This window comes from Streptomyces sp. NPDC017095, assembly GCF_044332325.1.
Taxonomy (GTDB): domain Bacteria; phylum Actinomycetota; class Actinomycetes; order Streptomycetales; family Streptomycetaceae; genus Streptomyces.
Window position 1 is genome coordinate 432,195 of the sequence record NZ_JBIROU010000006.1, and the last position, 21,946, is coordinate 454,140.

Sequence of the window (21,946 nt, forward strand, 5' to 3'; positions counted from 1 at the left end):
AGCCTCCACGACCGAGACAATCACTCCTACAGTCGGGCCAGTCGACAGGAAGGAAGCGGGATGTCCCATGACCTGACCGAGCTGGCGCGTGTCGCCCATGCGCTGGAGGAGGCACATTCGCTGCTGGAGACCGAGCGCAGACACCTGCAACAACAGCACGGTCCGACCCCGTACGACGCCATCGCGGGCAGCCCCGCACAGACGCTGCACGGCGTCACGGACCTTGCCCGCGCGATGTCCACGGCACTCGAACAGGTGGTCATGGCCGCCGGCTACTGCGTCCTCGGCCTCGGCGACCGAGCCGACCGGGCGCTCGCACTGGCACGGAACCCGGTGTCCTTCCCCTCCGGCGCGGACCGCATGGCACGTCCGCTCGGCGAAGCCACCGTCGGGGCGATGGAGCTGGTCCGAGACCTCGGCTTCTTCGACACGGAGACCACGATCGCGATCGAGGTGGCCCTCGCAGCACCGCAGGCGACGTACCCGCCGACCGACTGGAGCGCGCATCAACGCCAGAAGCGCGCCCGGTCCGAACGAGACTGACCCACCGCCCCCGCGTGCGACCTCTGAGGCGGTGGCCGTGCCACGGGTGTGCCGGCCCGCCGGGCGTCAGGCGCCGGGCGGTCTCACGCCGGTCGGCCGCGCGCAGCGGTGTCGTCCGGGCAACCATGCGCAGTCTACCGGCGGCGCCGCGGCGGCACAGAGCACCAGCGTCTGCGGTGACGCCGGGAGGAGTCCTTGCCCTCGACGACCAGGCGTTCGACGCACGGGAGACTCCGGGCCAGCAACTCGTCATCCACCACGCGGAACCCGGCAGCGGCAGCGCCCACACCCTCCGTCTGCTCGGCTCCGTCCACGCCACCCGGACCCGTTCCGCGCCGCACAACCCGGACCGCGGCTGAACGGCTCAGCGGCCCCGGAGGGACGGAACGGGGTCCTCCCGCAGGAGCCCGGCGACCTGCCGGGCGGAGGCCACACACGTGGCGATCTTCCCGCCGAACAGCGCGACGGTGCGTTCGTCGAGCCGCCGCACCAGGGTAGGGCGGTCGTCGGTGGACTCCACATGCGGCAGGACCGCCCGTACGGTGAAGTAGGAGCCCAGGTGGTGCGCCTCGCCGAAGCCGGTCACGAACTCGTGGGCGAAACGCTGGAAGGCGGGGAAGCGGGTCACCGTCGGGCGGCGTATCAAGCCGGAGTTGACGTAGCGCATGAGCGGTCCGGGGACGAGGGGGTACGGCCCGACCGTCGTCGCGTGGATGGCGTGATCGACGTTCCCGAGCAGGAAGTCGCGGGTGCCGGCGACCTGGTCCAGGCACATGAAGGGGCCGTCCATCACGACCAGGCTGTGACCGAGGTACATCGGCGGAAGCTCGACCAGCGGCTTCTCGCAGACTTCGAACTGGTACTCCGGCAGGGCGGACACCGGCCCCGGGTGGATGTCGTTGATGGCGGAGTAGGTGGCCAGCACCACCTGGTCGAACCCCCGCAGGGAACGCCGGTCCGCCCGCGTCCCCAGCCGTACCTCGACGCCCGAGGCGGCCAGCTTCGCCGCACACAGCCGGCGCAGCTCGTCGACGTCGATGTGCGCCTCCGAGATGCGCACCGACAGCTCCACCGCGGACCGCCGCAGGAACGGCGGGTACTCCTCGCGGTACGGCAGACCGACACCGTCGCAGAAGGCGAGGTACCGCTCCGCCGACACCAGGCTGTTCCTCCTGGCGATGGCCACGTAGTGGGCCGATCCGTGGTGGATGGCGGCGCCGTACTCGGCCTTGAAGGCACCGAAGGCACGCATCACCGCGGCGACGGTGTCCATTCCCCGTGGGTAGTGGTAACCGCGGTGCAGCCGACGCTGGTTGGCCCGGCTCGCCGACGACAGCAACGTGGCGGCGCGTTCGAAGAGCACCACCGAACACCCCATCCGGGACAGCTCCACCGCCGCCGTCGAGCCGAATATCCCTCCGCCTACCACCGCGACGCGCTCTGCCTCCAAGACGCTCCTCCGAATCCGTGGTGAAGCGGTATCCGCGGTACCGCGGTATCCGCCCCGGCGCGGGCATACCGCCCGGAAGAATGTGCCCCGGAAATCGGTGCCCAGGAAACGATGCCCCGGAAACGGCTCCCCGGAAACGATGTCTGCCGCGATGGCGCGGCTTCGGCACGGGAGCCCGGCGGGGTACGGGCCGGATCATTCGGCCGACTGTGCAGGAGTAGACTGCGCACAGCAAGGCGGTACAAGACTTTTCCCGGCCATCCGGAAGCGTTCCGGAAAAACGCCGGACCGACGTCGTCGAGGAAGGTGCCCGCATGCCCCAGCCGGTCGAAATCGTGGAGTACGACCCGCGCTGGCCGCTGATTTTCCGGCAGCTTTCGGCCGCTCTTCAGGACAGGCTGGGGCCACTGGTCCTGCGGGTCGAGCACATCGGCAGCACGGCGGTTCCCGGACTGCCCGCCAAACCCGTTGTCGACATGGACGTGGTCATCCCGGCCGGGGCGGATCTGGCCGAGGTCGTGGCCGCTTTGCGCCCCCTGGGATACCTCCACGAGGGAGACCTCGGCATCACCGGCCGAGAGGCTTTCTCCGCCCCCGAGGGCGCGCCGGAACACCATCTGTACGTCTGCGCCGCCGACAGCCCCGAACTCGCCCGCCACCTCGCTTTCCGCGACTACCTGCGCACCCATCCGGAGAGCGTGCGGCGCTACGCCGAACTCAAGCGTGACCTGGCGCTCCGCCACCGCGACGACCGTTCCGCCTACACCGAGGGGAAGACCGCCTTCATCACGGCCACGCTCGCCCGGGCCCGGGCCGAGGCCCACCGCCCGCCCGGCCGCGGCTGATGTCCGAGAATGGGCCTGTGCCGATCCGCCGGCAACGCCTAGCCTGGACACAGTCGTGCTCCGTGTACACCTCAATGGCACGTACACGGGCCTGACGGAAGAGCACCAGAGACGCAGTCCGGCGATGGGAATTTGCGTGTGGCTCTCTTAGGTGTCAGTTGTCTCGCGCACGACGCGGGACTGGCCGTCCTCCGGGACGGACGGATCGTTTTCGCTTCGCACAGCGAGAGATACAGCCGTAAGAAGAACGACCCTCTCCTGAACGGCGCGCTGCTGGACGACGCCCTGCGTCACGTCGACGATGTCGAGGGCGTCGTCTACTACGAACACCCTTTGCTGAAAAGACTCCGGCAGGTGCGGTCGGGAAACCTCTCCGCGGCCCTCAGGCCGGGTCCCGAACGGTATCTCCAGCGCTTTCCCGCGTTACGCGGAAAGCCGGTGCACTTCGTCTCCCACCATCGTTCGCACGCCGCCGGCGCCTATTTCACCTCCCCCTTCCGCGAGGCCGCGGTCGTCGTGGTCGACGCCATCGGGGAATGGGACACGCTGACCGTCTGGCACGCCCGTGGCCGCCGGCTGAGAAAAGTACGTTCCGTCCGCTACCCGCACAGCCTCGGCCTGTTCTACTCGGCCCTCACCCAACGCGTCGGGCTCAAGCCCAACGAGGAGGAATACATCCTCATGGGCATGGCCGGGTACGGAACGCCCCGCCACCGCGCTCTCCTCCAGGACGAACTCCTGGCCGACCGCGAGCCGCCGGACTTCGCGCTCAAACGCGGTCTGCACCGCGGCCTCGGCCCACGATGGCATCCCGAACTCACCCACGCCCCCGACCTGGCCAGCAGCGCCCAGGCCGTACTGGAGGACTTCCTCACCGGCCTCTTCCGCTGGGTCGCCCGCACCATCCCGTCCCCCAACCTCGTCTACACCGGTGGCGTCGCGCTGAACTGCCTGTTCAACGGGAAGCTGGCGGCGATGGGCCTCTTCGACGACATCTGGATCCCGCCCAACCCCGGGGACGCCGGCTCCGCGCTGGGCGCGCTGGCCGCCCACACCCGCCGGTTCATCCCGTGGGAGGGGCCCTACCTCGGACACGACATCCGGCGCCGTACCGATCCCGCGCGCATCGTCGACGCCCTGCTCACCGGATCGGCCGTCGGACTGGCCAACGGGCGTGCCGAGTACGGCCCCAGGGCCCTGGGCAACCGCAGCCTCCTCGCCGACCCGCGGGACCCGGCCGCCAAGGACCGCGTCAACGCCGTCAAACGCCGCCAGCGCTACCGGCCGTTCGCGCCGGTCGTCCTCGCCGAGTACGCCGACAAGCTCTTCGACATGCCGGTGCGCGAGGCCCCTTACATGCAGTACGTGGTGGCCTGCCGCGAGCCCGACGCCTACCCGGCGGTGTGCCACGTGGACGGCACCAGCCGGGTGCAGACCCTGCGGCGCGAGCAGAACCCGCTGCTCCACGAGGTGATCTCGCTCTTCCAGCAGCGCACCGGCTGCCCGATGCTGCTCAACACCAGCCTCAACATCAGGGGCCGGCCACTGGTCAACACCTGGCAGGACGCCCAGGACTTCGCCCGCGAATACCAGGTCCCGGTTTTCTGACGCGCTCGGGAAGGCGGTGGGACGGTGTACGTCTACGCCAACGGCTGCTCCATGACCTACGGTTCGGAACTGGCCGACGACCCGGCCACGGGGGTCTGCCAGGACCACGAATACCGCTGGCGCTACAGCTGGCCGGGGCGGCTGCACGCGCTGCTCGACGCCGACGGCACGTACAACGACGCGATGCCCAGCGGCTCCAACGACCGCGTCCTGCGCACGACGGTCGACTTCGTCGCGCGCTGGCTGAAGGAGGGGCTGCCACGCGGGGCGCTGCTGGTCGCCGTAGGGTGGACGCACCCGGCCCGCCGCGAGTTCCACGTCGCGGGGGACTACCGGCAGGTCGTGCCCCACCACGCGTACGACATCCGCGCGCTGGACCGGCTCGTGACGGCCTACCGCAGGACCGCCGTCTGCCAGGACGAGGCCGAGCAGCGGTACGCCACCCAGGTCGCCTCCCTCCACGCCTTTCTGGAACAGCACGGCATCGCCCATGTCTTCTTCGACGCGATCGTCACCCCCGGGCTGCCCCGGCACCTGCGGGGCACCTGCGTGCAGGAAACCCTCACCGGCCCGGTCTTCCTCCGCCACGACCCGGCCGGACCGACCATGGCCGAGTTCCTGCGCCGCCGGCCCCACACCCTCAACGTCCAGCACCCCAACGAGACCGGGCACCGGCTGTGGGCCACCGAACTGGCCGGCCGGATCGACCCCGCAGGTCTGGAGAGCGTCGGCCACGAACGGCTCACCGCGGCCGGATTTCCCGTGCTCGGCGGCGTCCGGGCACTCAGACGCCACGACCGCAAGGGCGCCGAACGCATCGGACGGTTCGTCAGGTCCCGTCGCACCCGCTCACGACTGCGGCGGTCCGACCGGTCCGACCCGTACATCTACCCCTGAGCCCGGACAGGCCCCGCGACCGGAGGAGCCACCTGTGACGACGCCCGATACGCCGGCCGGTGGCCGGGTCCCCTTCAACGACCTGGCACGCATCGCGCCCATGGACACCCTGCGGGCCGCCGTCGACGACGCGATCACGGCGGGCGACTTCGTCCAGGGCCGTGCGATCGACTCCTTCGAGCGGCGGTTCGCCGAGTACAACGGCGTCGCGCACTGCGTCGGTACCTCCTCGGGCACCAGCGCGTTGCAGTGCGCGCTGGCCGCGGCCGGCTGCGGCCCCGGCGACGAGGTGGTCACCGTCTCGGCCACGTTCGTCGCCACGGCGGAGGCGATCACGCACACCGGCGCGTCACCGGTCTTCGTGGACGTCGACCCGGTCACCGGCACCGCCCGGCCGGACCAGGTGCGGGCGGCGGTCACGGCACGCACCCGGGCCATCCTCCCCGTCCACCTCTACGGCCACCCGGCCGATCCGCGCGAACTGGCCGCGATCGGCGCCGGACACGGGATCCCGGTGATCGCCGACGCCTCCCACGCGCACGGAGCCACCTGGGACGGCCGGCCCGTCGCGGCCTACGCGGACGTGACCTGCTTCAGCTTCTACCCGTCGAAGAACCTCGGTGCCTTCGGGGACGCCGGAGCGCTCGTCACCGACGACCCGCAACTCGCCCGGCGCGCCCGGAGCTTGTGCGACCACGGCCGGGAGGACGGCGAGGTGGTGACGGCGGGCCACAACTGGCGGATGGACACCCTCCAGGCCGCCGTGCTCGCCGCCAAGCTGCCCCACCTCGACCACTGGACCCGGCTGAGGCGGCGGGCCGCAGACCGCTACCGCGGATCCCTGCGCGACACCGGCCTCACCCTGCCCACCACGTCCCCCGCCGCCGGACACGCCCACCACCTGTACGTGGTCCGCCACCCGCAACGGGACGCTCTGCGCGCCGAGTTGGCCGGACACGGCGTCGACACCCGCGTCCACTACCCGCGGGCGGTGCACCAACTGCGGCCGTTCAGTGCCCTCCGTACGCCGCCCGGCGGACTGCCGGAGACCGAGGCACTGGCGCGGCAGTGCCTATCCCTCCCCCTGTTCCCCGGCATCACCGACGAGGAACTCGACACGGTGGTCCGAGCCGTCCGCGCGGCGCTGCGCACGGTCGAACGGAACACCACCACCGCCCCCGCCGACCAGCCCCGACCGCCCGCGACAGCAAGGAACTGACGGCCATGCCCGCCCTGCGCGTCCTCGTGATCTGGCCGCCCCAGATCCTCAGCTACTTCAACGCCGGACACCACAACCTCCTCTACAGCGTGGCCGGCTACCTGCGCCGCCTGCCCGACGTCGGCCAGGTCGACACCCTCGACGCCTCCGTGGAATCCCTCACCTGGAAGGAGGTCGGGGACCGCCTCCACCAGGGCGGCTACGACGTGGTGGCGATCAGCAACGACCTCGACGGGGTGGACGGGCTGACCCGCTTCACCACCTACGCGAGGCAACTGGCCCCGAAGGCACGTCTGGTGACGTTCGGCCGGCTCAGCGGCCTGCGCCCGGAGCTGTTCACCGACTTCGACCTCGACGCCATCGTCGGCCCGGGCGACTACGAGCCCGCGGTGGCGGCGTTCGTCCGCGCCGTCGGTGACGGCGGCCCGCCACGTCCCGGCACCGTGCCCGGGGTGTGGCTGCGCACGGACAGCGAGTGGACCCCGCCCGCCGCGCCCGGCGCCGTACTCACCGCCGAGGACTGGGTGATGCCCGACGTCTCCGAGATCCCCTACGACGCCTACGACTGGCTGTACCGGGACGACCGCAACAAGTTCTGCGGCATCCCCGGCCGCCGCGAGCTGGTCGTCCCGGCGGCGCGGGGCTGTCCGGTCGGCTGCGCCTACTGCGAGGTCCCCGCGGTCTTCGGCCGGCCCGACCGGCGTGCCTCGGTCGAGCAGGTGGTGGCGTACATCGAGGAGTCCTTCGCCACGCTCCCGTTCGAGTACGTGGCCTTCTACGCGCCGACGTTCACCCTCGACCGGTCCTGGACCACCCGGCTCTGCGAGCGCCTGGTGGAACGCGGCGCCCGCTACCCGTGGAAGTGCGCGACCACCGTGCACCACCTGGACGAGGACCTGGTGGCGCTGATGGGACGCAGCGGATGCGTCCGCGTCAGCGTGGGCGTGGAGACCCTGGCCGAGTCCGGGCACCCGGCCCTGCCCCGGCTGAAACGCAAGGGCGAGGACGACGTCGAGGCGCTCGCCGCCTGGTGTGAACGGGCCGGGATCGAGCTGAACTGCTTCGTGATCGTCGGACTGCCGGGCACCACCGTCGCGGACGCGGAAGCCGCCGTCGCCCGGGTCCGGGCCCTGGGCGGACGCGTCCGGCCCACCATGTACAGCCCGCACGAACTGCTGCGCCCGGGGATGACCGCCGACACCATCTCGCTGCACAACCGGCAGATCCTCCCCGAGGGCGCTGTCCCCGACCCGACCGAGCGGCAGCGGGCCTACGACATCGTCTTCGGCCGGGAACGCCACGTGACCCGGGTCGGTGAACTGGTCCCGGAGCGGCGCGAAGCCGGCTCGACGGCGGGCACCCGGTCATGACGCCACCCGCCCCGGACCGCCCGCTGGCGGAGTGGTTCCCCACGACGCCCGCCATGCGGACCCTGCGGCCCCGCCGCCGCGACCACGTACCCGGCCAGCTCAACCTCAAGAGCTGCGAGCTGCTGCACCCCGCCGTGGAGCGGTGGTACGCCGACCAGCTCGGCCGCCTCGACCCCGCCACCGTCGTCCAATACCCGCTGACCGGCCCGGCCCGCGACGCGGTCGCCGCGCACTTCGGCCAGGATCCGGCGCGGGCCCTGCTCACCCCGGGCTCCGACCACGCCATCCACCTGGTGGCCGAGGCGCTCGCCGCCCCGGCCGGACGCCTGGTCGTCGCCCGGCCGCACTTCGACAGCTGGAGCACCTGCGCCGTACGCTTCGGCTTCCGCCTCGACGGCGTCGACATGCCGCACCGGGCCCCGATGGACGTCGACCCGCTGATCGAGCGGCTGCGGTCCGGGCCGCCGGCGGTGCTGGTGATCAGCCAGCCCGACAGCATCACCGGCCAGTCGTACACCCGCGCGCAGCTCACCCGGGCGGTCGCCGCCGCCCACCGGCACGGCAGCGTCCTGGTGGTCGACACCTGCTACCTCGCCTACGCGCGGGACGGGGAGTCCACCGTGCGGGAGCTTCCGGCCTGGGACAACGCCGTGCGGATCAACAGCTTCTCCAAGAGCCACGGCCTCGCCGGCGCCCGGATCGGCGCGGTGCTGGCACCCGAGCCGATCATCGACTACCTGGCAAGGTGGTCACCGGACGGCATGCTGTCGCACCTCAGCCTGGCGCTGCTGGAACGCGCCCTCGCCGAGCCCGAGGTGTTCCGCTCGGCGCGGGCCGAGGTGCGCACGGCCCGGACGGAGCTGGCCCGCGCCGTCGAGGAGACACTGCCGGGCTGGTCGGCGCGGCCCACCCAGGCGAACTTCGTGGCCTTCGACGCCGGACCCGACGACGCCGAGCGCGCGTACGCGGCACTGCTGGAAGGCGGCATCCGTACCCGGCTGCTGCGTGACGTGCCCGGTTTCTCCGGCGGGTTGCGCATCGCCACCCCCAGCAGATCCGCCGTGCGCCGGGTGACCGACGTCCTGGCCGCCCTCCCCGCCCGCACGAGGAGTTGATATGCCCCTGCTCAACCTCGCGGCCATCGGCTCCGCACCGCTGTCCACGGAGCCCTATCCGCACGCCGTGCTCCACGACAGCTTCGCCGGCCAACAGAACGCGCTGGCCGAGGAGTTCCCCGTTGAGGGCTTCCACTACGACGCCCGCGAAGCCGCCGCACCGGGCGGCAAACGCTACCGGTCGTACAACTACCAGCTCGTCAGGTTCGGGACACCCGACCAGGACAACATCGCCACTCTCTCCCCGCGCTGGCGGACCCTTCTCAGCGAACTGACCGGCCCCGCCTACCGCGCCGCCGTCACCGCCGCGACCGGGGCCGACCTGACCGGGACCGTCCTGGACATCCGGCTCGTCCGCTACGCGGAGAACTGCTGGATCGAACCCCACGTCGACCGCCCGGACAAGGTGGTGACCCATCTGTTCTACCTCAACCCCGCCTGGCGCCCGGAGTGGTCCGGCTCGCTGCGGGTGCTGCGCTCCGCCGACATCGACGACTGGAGCGACGAGGTCTTCCCCCTCGCCGGCAACTCCGTGCTCATGGTCCGCACCGACCGTGCCTGGCACGCCGTCCCCCCGGTCACCGGCGCCGGATCCCAGGACCGCAAGACCCTCCTGGTGCACTTCGCCCGGCCTCACGACGCGGCCACCGGCCCGGGACGGGGGTGAGATGCGCAACGTACTCGTGGTCGGGATCTGCGGCGCCGGCAAGTCGACCCTGGCCGGGGCGCTCGCACACCACCTGGGCCTGCGCCACGTCGAACTCGACGCGCTGCGGCACGGCCCCCGCTGGGGCGTACGGCCCTCCTTCGCCGACGACGTCGCCGCGCTCACCGCGACCGACGGCTGGATCGCCGACTCGACCGCCTACCCGGACGTGCTGCCCGGGCTGTGGACCGCCGCCGACACCGCGATCTGGCTGGCGCTTCCCCGACGCGTGGTGCTCGGCCGCGTCCTGCGCCGCACCGCGCACCGCCTGCTCACCGGGGAGGTCCTGTGGGCAGGCAACCGCGAGACCTGGCGCGGCCTGCTGAGCCGCCGGCACCCCGCGATGAAGGTGCTGCTGGACTTCCGCACCCGTCGCGAACAGGAACGCCGCATGCTCGCCCGGTTCGAGGGCACCGTGGTACGGCTGCGTACACCGGCCGAGGCCGAGGCATACCTCGCGGCGGTACGGAAGACGTCCCCCGCCCGCCGTGACGACGTCAGGGGGAGCGATGTTCTCAGTGGTCAGTGACGAAGACGCCGACACCCACGGCCTGCCGGGCGTGCGGGTGGTGACCGACGACCGGGCCACCCTCCTCGGCCGTGACGGCCACGACCTGCTCGTCCTCGACGGCGTGCTCCACCCCGACGGCGGCATGACCCCGCCGCGCCTGTTGCGGATGCTGCGCGCCGCCGCCGACGCGGGAACCACGGCCGACTGGTCCGCGGTGAAGGGCCGGTACGCAGGCGCGTACCTGCGCTCCACCCCCGGCGGCACCCGACTGCTGGCGTTCAACGACCACTTGGGCGTGGCCGACCTCTACGCCTGGATCGACGGACCGGACCGCGCGGTGCGCCGCGTCGCCGTCGGTGACGACTTCGCCGCGCTGCTGCCCCGGATCCCCGCCTCGGCCCGACGCCTGGACGAACACGCGGCCGACGCGTTCCGGGTGCTCGGGGCCACGGTGAACGGCCGCACGTTCGCCCGAGGGGTCCGGCGCCTCCCTCCGGGCACCCTGCTGACGTTCGACGGCGGCACGGTGCGCAGAGAACGCAGCTGGCGGTACCACTTCGAGCCGACGGCACGCGACTTCGACGAGGCCGTGGACCGGTGCTGGCACCTGATCACGCAGGCCGGACGGCGGATCGCGGCGCACACCGAACGCCACCGACCCGCGCTCCTCGGCATCAGCGGCGGACACGACTCCCGGGTCACCGGCGCCGCCTGCCTCGCCGCGGGCATGGAACTGACCGGCTACTTCTTCGGCGAACGCGACAGCACCGCGGCCCGCGCGGCCGAACACGTCGCCCATGTCTGGGACGTGCCACTGGAGTTCACCGGACACCACGGCGAACTCTCCCGGTATTTCGAGCGCGCACTGCGCCACCAGCCGCTGGCCGACCTGGAATGGTGCAAATACCTCCCCGGACGCGACACCCTGGTGGCCGGCTCCGGCGCCCTGCTCTCCGGCCGGCTCGGCGACCACCTGCTGAGCGACAAGGGACACCAGCCCGAGGACGGCCCGCAGGACGACCGCACCATCGCCGCCGACCTGCTCCGCGAACTCGCCAAGGAACCACCGGAGCCGACCGCCACCGAGCGGATCGTCACCGACATCACCGAGGAACTGGCCGCCCTCGGGGGCTCGTCCGTCCAGCGCCGGCGCGGCTTCAACTTCCACAGCATGAGCATGTCCGTCAAACAGTGCGGGCTGTTCCACACCCTCGGGAAGATCCCCCATCACTCGGTCTTCGAAGACATCGACGTGTTCGAGTGCGCCCTGGACCTGCCCAACGCCTGGCGCGTCGGCAACCGCTTCTACGACACCCTCCTGGCACGCCGGCAGCCACGCCTCGCCCCCTCCCGCGTCGCCGTCCCGACGACCAACGAACACAAGCCGATCGAGCGCTGGCTGCGCGGCAACGCCGAGTTCGCCGCACACGCCGGGCACCTCGTCGACCCGGCCGACGACATGGCGCTGCCCGACCGGCGGCAGACCTTCGGCGAGGCCGTCGACGCCATCGTCGCCGGACGGGCGACCAGGAACGAGATCCACCGGTTCTTCCGACGCGCCACCGTCAAGGCATATGAGCGCACCCACGGATAGCCCCGCCGCGCGCCTGCGCGCCCACGCCGTCCTGGCCCGCTACGGATACCGGCGTTACGCCGTCTACGCCAAGGCGTCCCTGATCGGCCTCGGCACCACCGTGCTGTTCGGCGTGGTCCGCACCGCCGTCATGCACGGCGTGTACGCCGGCCCGCGGCGGATCGGCGGCTACCACGTCGCCCAGGCCGTCACCTACGTATGGCTGGTGCAGGGACTGATGACCGTGGTCCGCGTCTACGGCGACTCCGAACTGGCCACCCGCGTGCGCACCGGGCAGATCGTGGCCGACCTGGTCCGGCCGGTGCACCTGCAATCCGCGTACCTCGCCGCCGACCTGGGCCGCGCCTGGTACCACCTGCTCCACCGCGGTGTGCCGCCGATACTGGTCGGCTGGGCCTTCTTCGGGCTGACCGGACCGGCGGACCCGCTGACCTGGCTGGCGTTCCTCACCAGCGTCGGCCTCGCGGTCGTGGTGAGCACGCTGTTCCGCTTCCTGTACAGCCTGTCCTCGTTCTGGCTGCTGGACTACCGGGGGGTGGCGCTGATCGCGGTCATCCTGGTCAACCTGCTGTCCGGCTTCGTCATGCCGACCGGCTTCTTCCCCGGCTGGCTGCGGACGCTGGCCGCCGCCACCCCGTTCCCCTCCATCGTCCAGGTGCCCGTGGACGTCTTCACCGGACACGACAAGGGCGCCGGCACCGCCGGGGCGCTGGCCGGGCAGGCCGGGTGGGCGCTGTTCCTGCTGGCCGCCGGACGGTGGCTGCTCGCCGTCGCCCGCCGCCGCGTCGTCGTGCAGGGCGGCTGAACCGTGACCACCATCAGGCTCTTCCTCAGACTGGCGGGCGTACAGGTGCGGTCCCAGATGCAGTACCGCACCAGCTTCGCCCTCTCACTCGCCGGCAACTTCGCCTTCACCGCCCTGGACTTCGCCGCGATCGTCATCCTCTTCGGCGACATCACCCGGCTGGGCGGCTGGACCGCCGGCCAGGTGGCACTGCTCTACGCCGTCTCGTCGCTCTCCTACGCCCTGTGCGACATCGTGCTGGGCAGCCTCGACCAGCTTCCGGCGATGGTCCGGGACGGCTCGTTCGACACCCTGCTCATCCGGCCGGGGCCGACCTTCGTGCACCTGCTCGCGGCGGACTTCCTGCTGCGCCGCGCGGGACGCCTGCTCCAGGCGGCGGTCGTCCTCACCGTGGTGATGATCCGGTTCCCCCCGGCGCAGTGGACCCCCGGCAAGCTGCTGGTGCTGGCCTCGGCGGTGGCCGGCGGGGCGGTCATCATGGGGTCGCTGTGGACCATGGCCGCCTCCGCCGCGTTCTGGGTCGACGGCGCCGAGGGCCTCGTCGGTGTCTTCTCCGCGGGCACCAGCTTCCTCATCCAGTATCCGCTCGACGTCTACACGGCCTGGCTGAGGTCGTTCGTCCTCTTCGTCCTGCCCATCGGGTTCGTGTCGTACCTGCCGGTGTGCTGGGTCCTCGGCAAGCCGGACGCGGCGGGGCTGCCCGGCGCCGTCCGGCTTGCCACACCCGTGGTCGCCGCCGTGACCGCCGTCGCCGCGGCGATCGTGTGGCGCACGTCCGTCCGGCGCTACCGGAGCACAGGAGGCTGAGTGGCCGACGCCATCGAGATGCGCCATGTCACCCGCACCTTCACGGTGCGCACCAGGACGAGCGCGTTCCGCCGGAAACGCGGTGCGGTGACCGCGGTGGACGACCTCAGCTTCTCCGTCCCCGCCGGGGAGTTCGTCGGCTACCTCGGCGCCAACGGCGCGGGCAAGTCCACCTCCATCAAGCTGCTCACCGGCGTACTGGCCCCCACCACCGGCCGCATCCGGGTACTCGGCCACGATCCGTTCGGCGAACGGGCGAAGACCGCCCACCGCATCGGCACCATGTCCGCCCAACGCGTCCAACTGTGGTGGGACCTGCCGCTGCGGGACTCCTTCGAGCAACTGCGGTACATCTACCGGGTCGACGCCACCGGCTACCGTCGACGCCTCGCCGAACTCGTCGACGTACTCGACCTCGCCGCCCTGCTGCCGGTACCGGTACGACAGCTCAGCCTCGGCCAGCGGATCCGCGGCGAACTCGCCGCCTGCGTACTCCACTTCCCGGACGTGCTCTTCCTCGACGAGCCCACCGTCGGACTCGACGTCATCGCCAAGGAGCGCATCCGCGGATTCCTCACCGCGCTCAACCGCGAACAGGGGGTCACCATCGTGCTGACCACCCACGACATGGCCGATCTGGAGCGCATGTGCTCCCGGCTGATCCTGCTCTCCAAGGGCAGGCTGATCTGCGACGACTCCATCAGCAGGCTGTTGGTGGCACACGGTCTGACCCGCACCCTCGTGGTCGACCTGGCCGAGGCACGCCCGCCGCTGCGGGTACCCGGCGCCAGCGTCGCCAAGGTCGACGGACCCCGCCAGTGGCTGAGCTTCTCCAGCCGGGACCTGTCACCGGACAGGCTCATCGTGGAGATCACCAAACAGGCCCGCATCGTCGACCTCACCATCAACGAGCCCGACGTCGAAGACCTGGTCCGGGCACTGCACGAGACGGAGCACCGATGAGCCACGACCACCGACACCCCACCCCCGTCCGCACCGCCGACCGGCTGACGGTGCGCGGCGGGCGCCCCCTGCACGGCTCGGTCACCACCGGCGGATTCAAGCACTCCCTGGTCACCACGGTGGCCGCGGCGTGCCTGGGCCAGGGCACGGCACGCATCGGCAACTGCCCGCCGATCGCCGAGACCGGGACGCTGGCCGCACTCGTCGAGCGGCTGGGCGGCTCCGCGAGGCTCACCGGAACGACGCTCACCCTGGACCCGTCCGCCATCACCACCAGCACCCTGGACCCGCGGCTGAGCGCGGCCATCCACGGCTCGGTCTACCTGGCGCCGATGCTGCTGGCCCGCTTCGGCTCCGTCACCATGCCCGGCACCGGCGGCTGCCGCATCGGCGACGGCACCGACGGCCGGCGCCCGGTCTCCCATTACGTGGACGTACTCGGCAGGTTCGGCGCGCGCGGACAGACCCTCGCCGACGGCGGGTTCACGGTACGGGCGAGCCGGTTACGCGCCTGCGCCCTCGACCTCGCCGACTACTGGACCCACTACGGAAGCGGCCCCTACCACTCCGGCGCCACCAAGGTGGCCGTCCTCGCCGCGGCCGTGGCCGACGGCAGCACCGTGCTCGATCACGTCTACGGCAAGCCCGACGTCCTCGACATGGTCGCGCTGCTGCGCCAGGCCGGCGTCGCCATCGAGGAACCGGCCCACGGACGGCTGGTGATCCACGGGGTGCCCGACCTGCCCACCGCGCCGTCGGCGATCACCCTGCCGCCCGACCTCATCGAGGTGGTCACCTGGTGTTGCGCCTCCCTCCTCAGCCCGGAGGGCATCACCATCACCGGAGCCGGCATGGACCGCGCGCTGCGCGCCCTCGCCCCCGAACTCCACGTGCTGCGCACCCTCGGCATCCCCTTGCGGACCGGCACCGACACCCTCACCGCCGGCCCCGCCGCCCTGCCGCTGGCACCGGTGGACGTGGTGGTCTCCGCCGACGGTGTGTTCAGCGACAGCCAGCCGTTCCTCGCCCTGCTGGCCGGCTTCGCCGAGGGTGTCTCCAAGATCCGGGAGACCGTGTGGGCCAGCCGCTTCGGGTACGCGGACCAACTCGCCGAACTGGGCGTCAAACTCGACGCCCGCGACGCCTCGCTCCGCGTCCACGGACCCTGGTCGGCCGCGGTCCCCGGCCGCCGGCTGACCGCCGGGGACCTCAGGGCCGCCGCCGTACTGCTGCTCGCCGCGCTCCACGTACCCGGCGTCACCCACCTCGCCGGCATGAGCCACCTGGCCCGCGGCTACGCCGACCTGACCGGCCAGCTACGGCGGCTCGGCGCCGACATCACGGAGGCCTGACCATGGACGGCCCACCAGACCACCCCGCGCCGGGACCCCGCGTCGTACCCGGGGCGCCCAACACCCGTGACCTTGCGGGCCTGCGCGACAGCACCGGACTGCGCCTCAGACCGGGTCTGCTGTACCGGGGCGCCGGCGCCGCCATCGGGCCGCTCGCCGACCACGCGGCCCTGCGCGTCGTCCTCGACCTGCGCGACCGCCACGAGCGGGCCGAGACATGCCCGCCCCGGGAGGTCACCGTGCTCTCCCGGCCGCTGGTGGCCGACCGGTCCGTGCTCAGAACGGCCGGCACCCCCCAGCCCTCCCACTACCTCGCCTACTACCACCGGCTGGCGCTGCCCGCCGCCGCCACCGCCGCCGAACTGGTCGGCCTCCTCGCCCAACCCGAGCGGCTGCCGCTGCTGGTGTGCTGCTCCGCCGGGAAGGACCGCACCTCCGTGGTGTGCGCGCTCGCCCTGCGCGCCCTGGGGATACGCCTCGCCGACCTCGCCCGCGACCACGCCCTCACCGGCCGGCTCTACCGCCGGGACCCGGCCACCGCACGGCAACTGCCCTGGGCACGCGACCTGGCACCCCGTGAACTCGCCGCACGCACCACCACCCCGGGGCACACCCTGCGCACCCTCCTGTCCGACCTGGAGCGCCAGCACGGTTCCGTCCGCCGCCTGTTGACGGCCCACGGACTGCGACCGGACACCCTGCGCCGGGCACGCAGCGTCGTTCTCGGCGTCCCACCCATGACCGCCCACCACCAGGAGTCGACGTGACCCCACCACGCACCGGACGCGGCTATCTCACCCACGCCTTCAACCACACCGGCTCCGACTACCTGCGCATGGCCTACTGTCTCGCCCTCTCCCTGCGCCTCACCCAGTCCGCCGTCACCGCCCTCAGCGTCATCGTGCCGGAATCACAACACCTCCCGCCGCACTACCGGGACGTCTTCGACCACGTCATCGCGATCCCGGACGTCCGCCCGGAGTTCGTCGACAAGAGCTGGCGGGTCGACAACTACGTGCGCATGTACGACCTGACCCCCTACGCGGAGACCGTGACGGTCGACGCCGACACGCTCTTCTTCGACGACGTCTCCCCCTGGTGGGACGTGATGGCGGCGGCGGACATCGTCGGCGGCACCGCGGTCACCTACCGGGGCGATCCGGTCGTCGGCAACCCGCTGCGCACGGAGCTGTACCGGATCGGCCTGCCCGACCTGCACAACGGCTTCTTCTACTTCCGGCAAGGCCCGGTCGCCGAGCGGCTGTTCGCCACCATGTCGGGATACCTGGCGGACTGGGCGGGCACCTGCGCACGCCACTTCGGCCGCCCCGACGTGCCCTTCTCCTCCGACTCCGCCCTCCTGCTGGCCCTGCGGGACAACGGCCTCGAAGACATCGCCGGCGGCCCCCGCCCCGGCACACCCCACTTCGTCCACATGAAGGCATGCGTCCAAGGCTGGCCGGGGGTACCGGAGACGGCCCGCGAGTGGCGGCCCTACGTCAGCCACCACTTCGACGACCGGCTACGGCTGCGGATCGACGGCATCCGCATCGGCGCGCCCTTCCACTACCACGTACGCGACTTCGTCACCGACGAACTGCTGCTGGCCTACGAGACCGCGGCGAGGGCCCGGCATGGCGCCGCCTGAGGACGCCGCGCGGGTGCTGCTGCTGGGCTGGAACGCGGGACGGGCCGCTGCGGCGCTCGCCGGCCTCGGCGCCCGCGTGACCTGCGCGGCCGAGCCCTCCGAGGCGGCTGCCGCCCGGGACAGCGGGCTGATCGCGGAGACCGTGGTCGTCACCGACTCCGCCGACACCGAGGCCGTCCTCGCGGGGCTCGCACGGTCCGGCCACGCACCGCACGACTACGCCGCCGTGGCCCCGTCCCAGGAGACCCGGGTGGTCGCCGCCGCCGTGCTGGGCGCGCTCGGCAAAGCCGCGGCACCGCCGCTCGACAGCGCCCTCGCGCTGCGTGACAAGGCCGTCCAGAAACGCCTGATCCGCGCGGCCGGCATCCCCACGGCCGCGTCCGCCGTGGCCGCGTCGGCGGTCGACGTCCCCCTGGTGCCGTTGCGCTTCCCGGTCGTCGTCAAGTCGCCGGGCGGCGAGGCGAGTCTGGGCACCGAGCGGCTGGACTCCCGTGCCCACGCCCGTACCTGGACGTACCGCGCCGGGCACGACGGACCCTGGCAGGTCGAGGAGTTCGTCCCCGGAGCCGAGGTCCACCTGGACGGTGTGGTGCGCGGCGGCGAGGTGACGGCACTCGCGGTCTCCCGGTACCTCGGGAACGTGCTCACCACCCACAACGGCGCGCCGATGGGATCCGTCGTCGCCGATCCCCGCCGCGCCCCGGGCCTGTACCGGCACGGCCGATCGCTGACCGCGCGCGCCCTGGCCGCCCTCGGGCACCGCGACGGTGTCTTCCACCTGGAGGCGTTCGAACAACCCGACGGCTCCCTGGTCTTCGGCGAGTGCGCGGGCCGGGTCGCCGGTGGCCGCATCGACGAGGTGGTCCGCCGCAAACTCGGGGTCGACCTGCACCAGCAGTGGGCGGCGGCGCTCCTCGCCCGGCCGGCCCCACCGCCCCGCACGCCCCCCAGCGACGACGCCTTCGGCTTCATCCGCCTCTCCGCCGCCCCCGGAGTCGTCGACCAGGCGCCGGCCACCCGGGAGATCCTCGCCCGCCCCGGTGTCGTCACCGTGGAACGCGAACGCCGGACCCGCGGCGCCCGCACCGGCAGACCCGTCTCCTTCGCCGTCTTCCGCGCCGTGCTCACCGGCACCGACGAAACCCAGGTGACACAACGCGCCCAGGACCTCACCGCCTGGTTCCACCACCGGACGGACCAGATCCTCCAAGGCGATCCCGGGTAGCCGGCACGGGCGAACCGCACCGACCCGCCGCAGGAGCTACACCGAGCACCTGCGGACGGCCGACGCGGAGGGAACGGACAAGTGGCCGGCGGGCAGGGAGACCGGTCGGTTCGCCGAGCGTCTCCCGGACCTCCTGGAAGCCTGGGCGCCGGCGGACCCGGAGTTCGTCGCCGACGACGTGGCGCTCCTCGATCGGTGCCTGATGATCTCGAAGGACGACGGCGGCGATCTGGAACGTTACGAGGGCACCGCTTCTGAGGGCCGAGCGCATCCGTCCAAGAGGCGTTTCGCGGAGCCTGCCAGTCAGACACGGGCGACCGCGAGGCACTCGATATACGGGTGCGGCCGGCCGTAGCCCGCGAGTGCCCCGGTACGATGCGCCGGTGAACACGGAGACCAGCGGGGGCAGCCCGACGCGGCGGCGCGGAGGGGCCGCCGAGGAAGCGCCCCCTGCCGCCCGTGACCGGCGCACCGTGGCCGCCGGACCCGGTGACCTGCCCGCCTTCCCGGGCGACCTGTCCGCCTTCGCGGTGCAGTTGCGCCGCATGCACGGTGAGGTCGGCCGGGTCATCCAGCAGTACGCGGCCCGGCAGAACCTGCACGCCACCGACGTGCAGGCGCTGGCCGCCATCCTCGACGCTCCCGAGCCGATGACCCCCACCAGGCTGCGTGCCATGCTCGGCCTCACCTCCGGCGCGGTCACCGCCTGCGTCGACCGGCTGGAGCGCGCCGGTCATGTCCGCCGGGTGCGCGAGGACACCGACCGCCGCGTGGTCCACCTCCACTACGCCGACGACGCCCGCGCCGCCGCCCGTACCCACTTCCGCCCCCTCGCCAACGCCTTGCGCCGGGCCGGCGCGGACTTCGACGCCCACGAGATGACCGTGGCCCTGCGGTTCCTGACCGCGCTGAACGACGCCCTGGCCCAGGTACCCGGGGAGCCCGCCGACCGCTGAGGCGCCGTCCGGCGCCCGGATACGGCGGCGCCCGCATCCGGATCACCGGCGCGGCAAGAAGCAGTGAGGGAGAGGTACCTCCATATAACTCAACCATTGAGATTCTTCATGGTCGAGTTTTCATCCGCCGTTCGTCCCGAGGAGTCCCATGACGCCCCCGCACCGCCGGGCCCGCAGGCTCGTCCCGTTCGCCCTGATCGCCGTGTGGCTGGTGGTCGGGGCGCTTCTGGGGCCCTTCGCCGGACGGCTCGGTGAAGTAGCCACCAACGACCAGGCCGCCTTCCTGCCCCGCAGCGCGGAGTCCACTCGCGTCCTGCGCGAGCAGGCCGCCTTCCAGCAGCGCGAGACACTGCCGGTCATCGTGGTGTGGACCGGCGACGGCGGGGGTGCCGTCAGCGGGCAGCAGCGGTCGGCCACCGCGGCGATGGCCGCGCTCGCCGGCACGACCGGGACGGCCGGACCCGCCTCCCCGGCTCTCCCCTCGAAGGACCGCGCCGCCCTGCGGGCCGTGGTGCCGTTGAGCCCCGATCTGGGCGACCGGCTCGCACCCACACTGCAACGGGTGCGGGCGGCGGCCGAAACGGTGCCCGGTACCCGGGTGCAGTTGGGCGGACCGGCGGCCACCCGGGCCGACCTGGCGGACGCCTTCTCCGGCATCGACGGGGTGCTGCTCGCGGTCGCCCTGGCAGCCGTCCTGGTCATCCTGCTCCTGGCCTACCGGTCCCTGCTGCTGCCGCTCGTCGTCATCAGCGGCGCGGTGTTCGCCCTCGGGCTGGCGTGCGCCGTCGTCTACGCCCTGGCCGACCACGGTCTGGTGCGCGTCGACGGGCAGGTGCAGGGCATCCTGTCCATCCTCGTCATCGGCGCCGCGACGGACTACGCGCTGCTGGTCACTGCCCGTTGCCGGGAGGAACTGGCCGCCGGACGGGACCGTCACACCGCCGCACGCGCCGCCCTGCGCCGCTCGGCCCCGGCCGTCCTCGCCAGCGCCGGCACCGTCGCCCTCGGTCTGATCGCCCTGCTGCTGAGCGATCTCACCAACACCCGGGCCCTCGGGCCGGTCGGCGCCGTCGGGATCGCCTGCGCCGCCCTGAGCGCGCTCTCCTTCCTGCCGGCGGTCCTGGCCGTCCTCGGCCGCCGCGCCTACTGGCCGGCCAGGCCCGCGGGCGAGGCCGGCACCACCGGGCTGTGGCAGCGCGTCGCGCGCCTGGTCGACCGGGCGCCGCGGCGGGTGTGGGCGCTCGCCCTGACCGGACTGCTCGCCTGCTCCGCCGGGGCGCTCACCCTGGACTCGCGGGGTGTGCCGCTGGACGAGACGTTCGTCCGGCACGTGCCGTCCGTCACCGCCCAGCAGACCCTGGCCCGGCACTTCCCGGCCGGCGCGGGCACTCCTGTGGTGGTTCTCGCCGACGCCGCCTCCGCCGACCGCGTGGAGCGCACCCTGCGCGGCACCGCCGGCATCGCGGCGGTGACCGCGACCGGAGCCCAGGGCCGCCCGGCGGCCGGTCCGCGCACGGTGGACGGCCGGGTCGGCTTCGAGGCGACCACGAACGCGCCGCCCGATGCCCAGGCCGCCCGCGACACCGTGGCCCGGCTGCGCACCGCGCTGCACGCGATGCCCGGCGCGGACGCCCTCGTCGGCGGCTACACCGCGCAGCAGTACGACACCCTGCGCGCGGCCGAACGCGACCGGACCGTCATCGTCCCGGTGGTGCTCGTCGTCATCCTGGCCATCCTCGTGCTGCTGCTGCGCTCCCTCGCCGTGCCCGTCCTGCTGGTGCTCACCGTCGCCCTCAACTTCACCGCGACCCTCGGCGTGGCAGCGTGGGTCTTCCGTGACCTGTTCGGCTTCAGCGGCACCGATGCGTCCGTGCCGTTGTATGGGTTCGTCTTCCTGGTCGCCCTCGGCGTCGACTACAACATCTTCCTGATGTCCCGGGTCCGCGAGGAGACCTTGCGGCACGGCACCCCTGAAGGCGTTCGGCGCGGACTCGTCACCACCGGCGGGGTCATCACCTCTGCCGGTGTGGTGCTCGCCGCCACCTTCGCGGCGCTCGGCGTGATTCCTCTCGCCTTCCTGGTGCAGATCGCCTTCATCGTCGCCTTCGGCGTGCTGCTGGACACCCTGGTGGTGCGCTCGCTGCTGGTCCCGGCACTCGTGCGGGACGCCGGGGACCGCGTGTGGTGGCCCACCCGGCCCGGAACCGGGGAGCCGCACCGTCGCGGGGAGCCGGAGGGCCGCTCGACGGCACCGGAACGGCGGTCCCGAGCCGTCCTGCGGCGGCAGGACGGCTCCTGACGGCCGCGCTCCGGGCGGCGCGCCGCCCGTTTC

General features: G+C 72.5%; 20 protein-coding genes and 1 pseudogene. 20 read left to right on the top strand and 1 reads right to left on the bottom strand.

Annotation, left to right across the window (positions count from 1 at the left end):
• The first annotated feature begins 60 nt into the window (after window positions 1–60).
• Both ACH4OA_RS15045 and ACH4OA_RS15050 read left to right on the top strand, forming a co-directional pair.
• On the top strand, window positions 61–543 hold the full coding sequence (locus ACH4OA_RS15045; RefSeq protein ID WP_397936164.1) for a hypothetical protein: 483 nt from the start codon (window positions 61–63) through the stop codon (window positions 541–543).
• A gap of 188 nt (window positions 544–731) precedes the next feature.
• Window positions 732–902 (top strand): annotated as a pseudogene (locus ACH4OA_RS15050) (transcriptional regulator); the annotation flags it as partial.
• A gap of 5 nt (window positions 903–907) precedes the next feature.
• Here the strand turns inward: ACH4OA_RS15050 and ACH4OA_RS15055 are convergent.
• Window positions 908–1,993 carry an FAD-dependent oxidoreductase gene (locus tag ACH4OA_RS15055; protein ID WP_397936167.1) on the bottom strand — a complete coding sequence of 362 codons (1,086 nt, stop codon included), beginning with the start codon at window positions 1,991–1,993 and terminating at the stop codon, window positions 908–910.
• A 314-nt stretch (window positions 1,994–2,307) separates the two neighbouring features.
• Here ACH4OA_RS15055 and ACH4OA_RS15060 point away from each other — a divergent pair, with 314 nt between their 5' ends.
• The 18 genes from ACH4OA_RS15060 to ACH4OA_RS15145 all read left to right on the top strand — a co-directional run bounded on the left by ACH4OA_RS15060 (window position 2,308) and on the right by ACH4OA_RS15145 (window position 21,913).
• Window positions 2,308–2,838 carry a GrpB family protein gene (locus ACH4OA_RS15060; protein WP_397969336.1) on the top strand — a complete coding sequence of 177 codons (531 nt, stop codon included), beginning with the start codon at window positions 2,308–2,310 and terminating at the stop codon, window positions 2,836–2,838.
• 138 nt (window positions 2,839–2,976) lie between these two features.
• Complete coding sequence (locus ACH4OA_RS15065; protein WP_397936169.1) at window positions 2,977–4,446, top strand: carbamoyltransferase; 1,470 nt, start codon at window positions 2,977–2,979, stop codon at window positions 4,444–4,446.
• A gap of 24 nt (window positions 4,447–4,470) precedes the next feature.
• Window positions 4,471–5,343, top strand: a complete 873-nt coding sequence (locus tag ACH4OA_RS15070) for a DUF6071 family protein (RefSeq protein ID WP_397969337.1) — start codon at window positions 4,471–4,473, stop codon at window positions 5,341–5,343.
• 34 nt (window positions 5,344–5,377) lie between these two features.
• Entirely contained in the window at window positions 5,378–6,562 is a 1,185-nt protein-coding gene (locus ACH4OA_RS15075) for a DegT/DnrJ/EryC1/StrS family aminotransferase (RefSeq protein WP_397969339.1), read from the top strand.
• Between the two features lie 5 nt (window positions 6,563–6,567).
• Window positions 6,568–7,932, top strand: coding sequence for a B12-binding domain-containing radical SAM protein (locus tag ACH4OA_RS15080; RefSeq protein ID WP_397969341.1), 1,365 nt, complete (start codon window positions 6,568–6,570; stop codon window positions 7,930–7,932).
• Window positions 7,929–9,047, top strand: a complete 1,119-nt coding sequence (locus ACH4OA_RS15085; RefSeq protein ID WP_397969343.1) for an aminotransferase class I/II-fold pyridoxal phosphate-dependent enzyme — start codon at window positions 7,929–7,931, stop codon at window positions 9,045–9,047. The genes ACH4OA_RS15080 and ACH4OA_RS15085 overlap by 4 nt, the downstream gene beginning before the upstream one ends.
• Window position 9,048: 1 nt before the next feature.
• Window positions 9,049–9,714 (top strand): 2OG-Fe(II) oxygenase, encoded by a 666-nt coding sequence (locus tag ACH4OA_RS15090; protein ID WP_397969344.1) that lies wholly within the window; start codon window positions 9,049–9,051, stop codon window positions 9,712–9,714.
• A 1-nt stretch (window position 9,715) separates the two neighbouring features.
• On the top strand, window positions 9,716–10,282 hold the full coding sequence (locus ACH4OA_RS15095; protein WP_397936177.1) for an adenylate kinase: 567 nt from the start codon (window positions 9,716–9,718) through the stop codon (window positions 10,280–10,282).
• Window positions 10,272–11,858 (top strand): hypothetical protein, encoded by a 1,587-nt coding sequence (locus ACH4OA_RS15100; RefSeq protein ID WP_397969346.1) that lies wholly within the window; start codon window positions 10,272–10,274, stop codon window positions 11,856–11,858. The genes ACH4OA_RS15095 and ACH4OA_RS15100 overlap by 11 nt, the downstream gene beginning before the upstream one ends.
• Window positions 11,839–12,663, top strand: a complete 825-nt coding sequence (locus tag ACH4OA_RS15105; RefSeq protein ID WP_397936179.1) for an ABC transporter permease — start codon at window positions 11,839–11,841, stop codon at window positions 12,661–12,663. The genes ACH4OA_RS15100 and ACH4OA_RS15105 overlap by 20 nt, the downstream gene beginning before the upstream one ends.
• A 3-nt stretch (window positions 12,664–12,666) precedes the next feature.
• Entirely contained in the window at window positions 12,667–13,470 is an 804-nt protein-coding gene (locus ACH4OA_RS15110; protein ID WP_397936180.1) for an ABC transporter permease, read from the top strand.
• Window positions 13,471–14,433, top strand: coding sequence for an ATP-binding cassette domain-containing protein (locus tag ACH4OA_RS15115; RefSeq protein WP_397969347.1), 963 nt, complete (start codon window positions 13,471–13,473; stop codon window positions 14,431–14,433).
• Entirely contained in the window at window positions 14,430–15,785 is a 1,356-nt protein-coding gene (locus ACH4OA_RS15120; RefSeq protein ID WP_397936182.1) for a hypothetical protein, read from the top strand. The genes ACH4OA_RS15115 and ACH4OA_RS15120 overlap by 4 nt, the downstream gene beginning before the upstream one ends.
• A 2-nt stretch (window positions 15,786–15,787) precedes the next feature.
• The gene (locus tag ACH4OA_RS15125; RefSeq protein WP_397969349.1) at window positions 15,788–16,552 is read left to right on the top strand and encodes a tyrosine-protein phosphatase; all 765 of its coding nucleotides are present in this window, start codon (window positions 15,788–15,790) and stop codon (window positions 16,550–16,552) included.
• Window positions 16,549–17,433 (top strand): hypothetical protein, encoded by an 885-nt coding sequence (locus ACH4OA_RS15130; protein ID WP_397936184.1) that lies wholly within the window; start codon window positions 16,549–16,551, stop codon window positions 17,431–17,433. The genes ACH4OA_RS15125 and ACH4OA_RS15130 overlap by 4 nt, the downstream gene beginning before the upstream one ends.
• Window positions 17,420–18,658 (top strand): acetyl-CoA carboxylase biotin carboxylase subunit family protein, encoded by a 1,239-nt coding sequence (locus ACH4OA_RS15135; RefSeq protein ID WP_397969350.1) that lies wholly within the window; start codon window positions 17,420–17,422, stop codon window positions 18,656–18,658. Before ACH4OA_RS15130 ends, ACH4OA_RS15135 begins: the two co-directional genes overlap by 14 nt.
• A 473-nt stretch (window positions 18,659–19,131) precedes the next feature.
• The gene (locus ACH4OA_RS15140; protein WP_397945639.1) at window positions 19,132–19,614 is read left to right on the top strand and encodes a MarR family winged helix-turn-helix transcriptional regulator; all 483 of its coding nucleotides are present in this window, start codon (window positions 19,132–19,134) and stop codon (window positions 19,612–19,614) included.
• 148 nt (window positions 19,615–19,762) lie between these two features.
• Window positions 19,763–21,913, top strand: a complete 2,151-nt coding sequence (locus tag ACH4OA_RS15145; RefSeq protein ID WP_397969352.1) for an MMPL family transporter — start codon at window positions 19,763–19,765, stop codon at window positions 21,911–21,913.
• The last annotated feature ends 33 nt before the right edge of the window (window positions 21,914–21,946 follow it).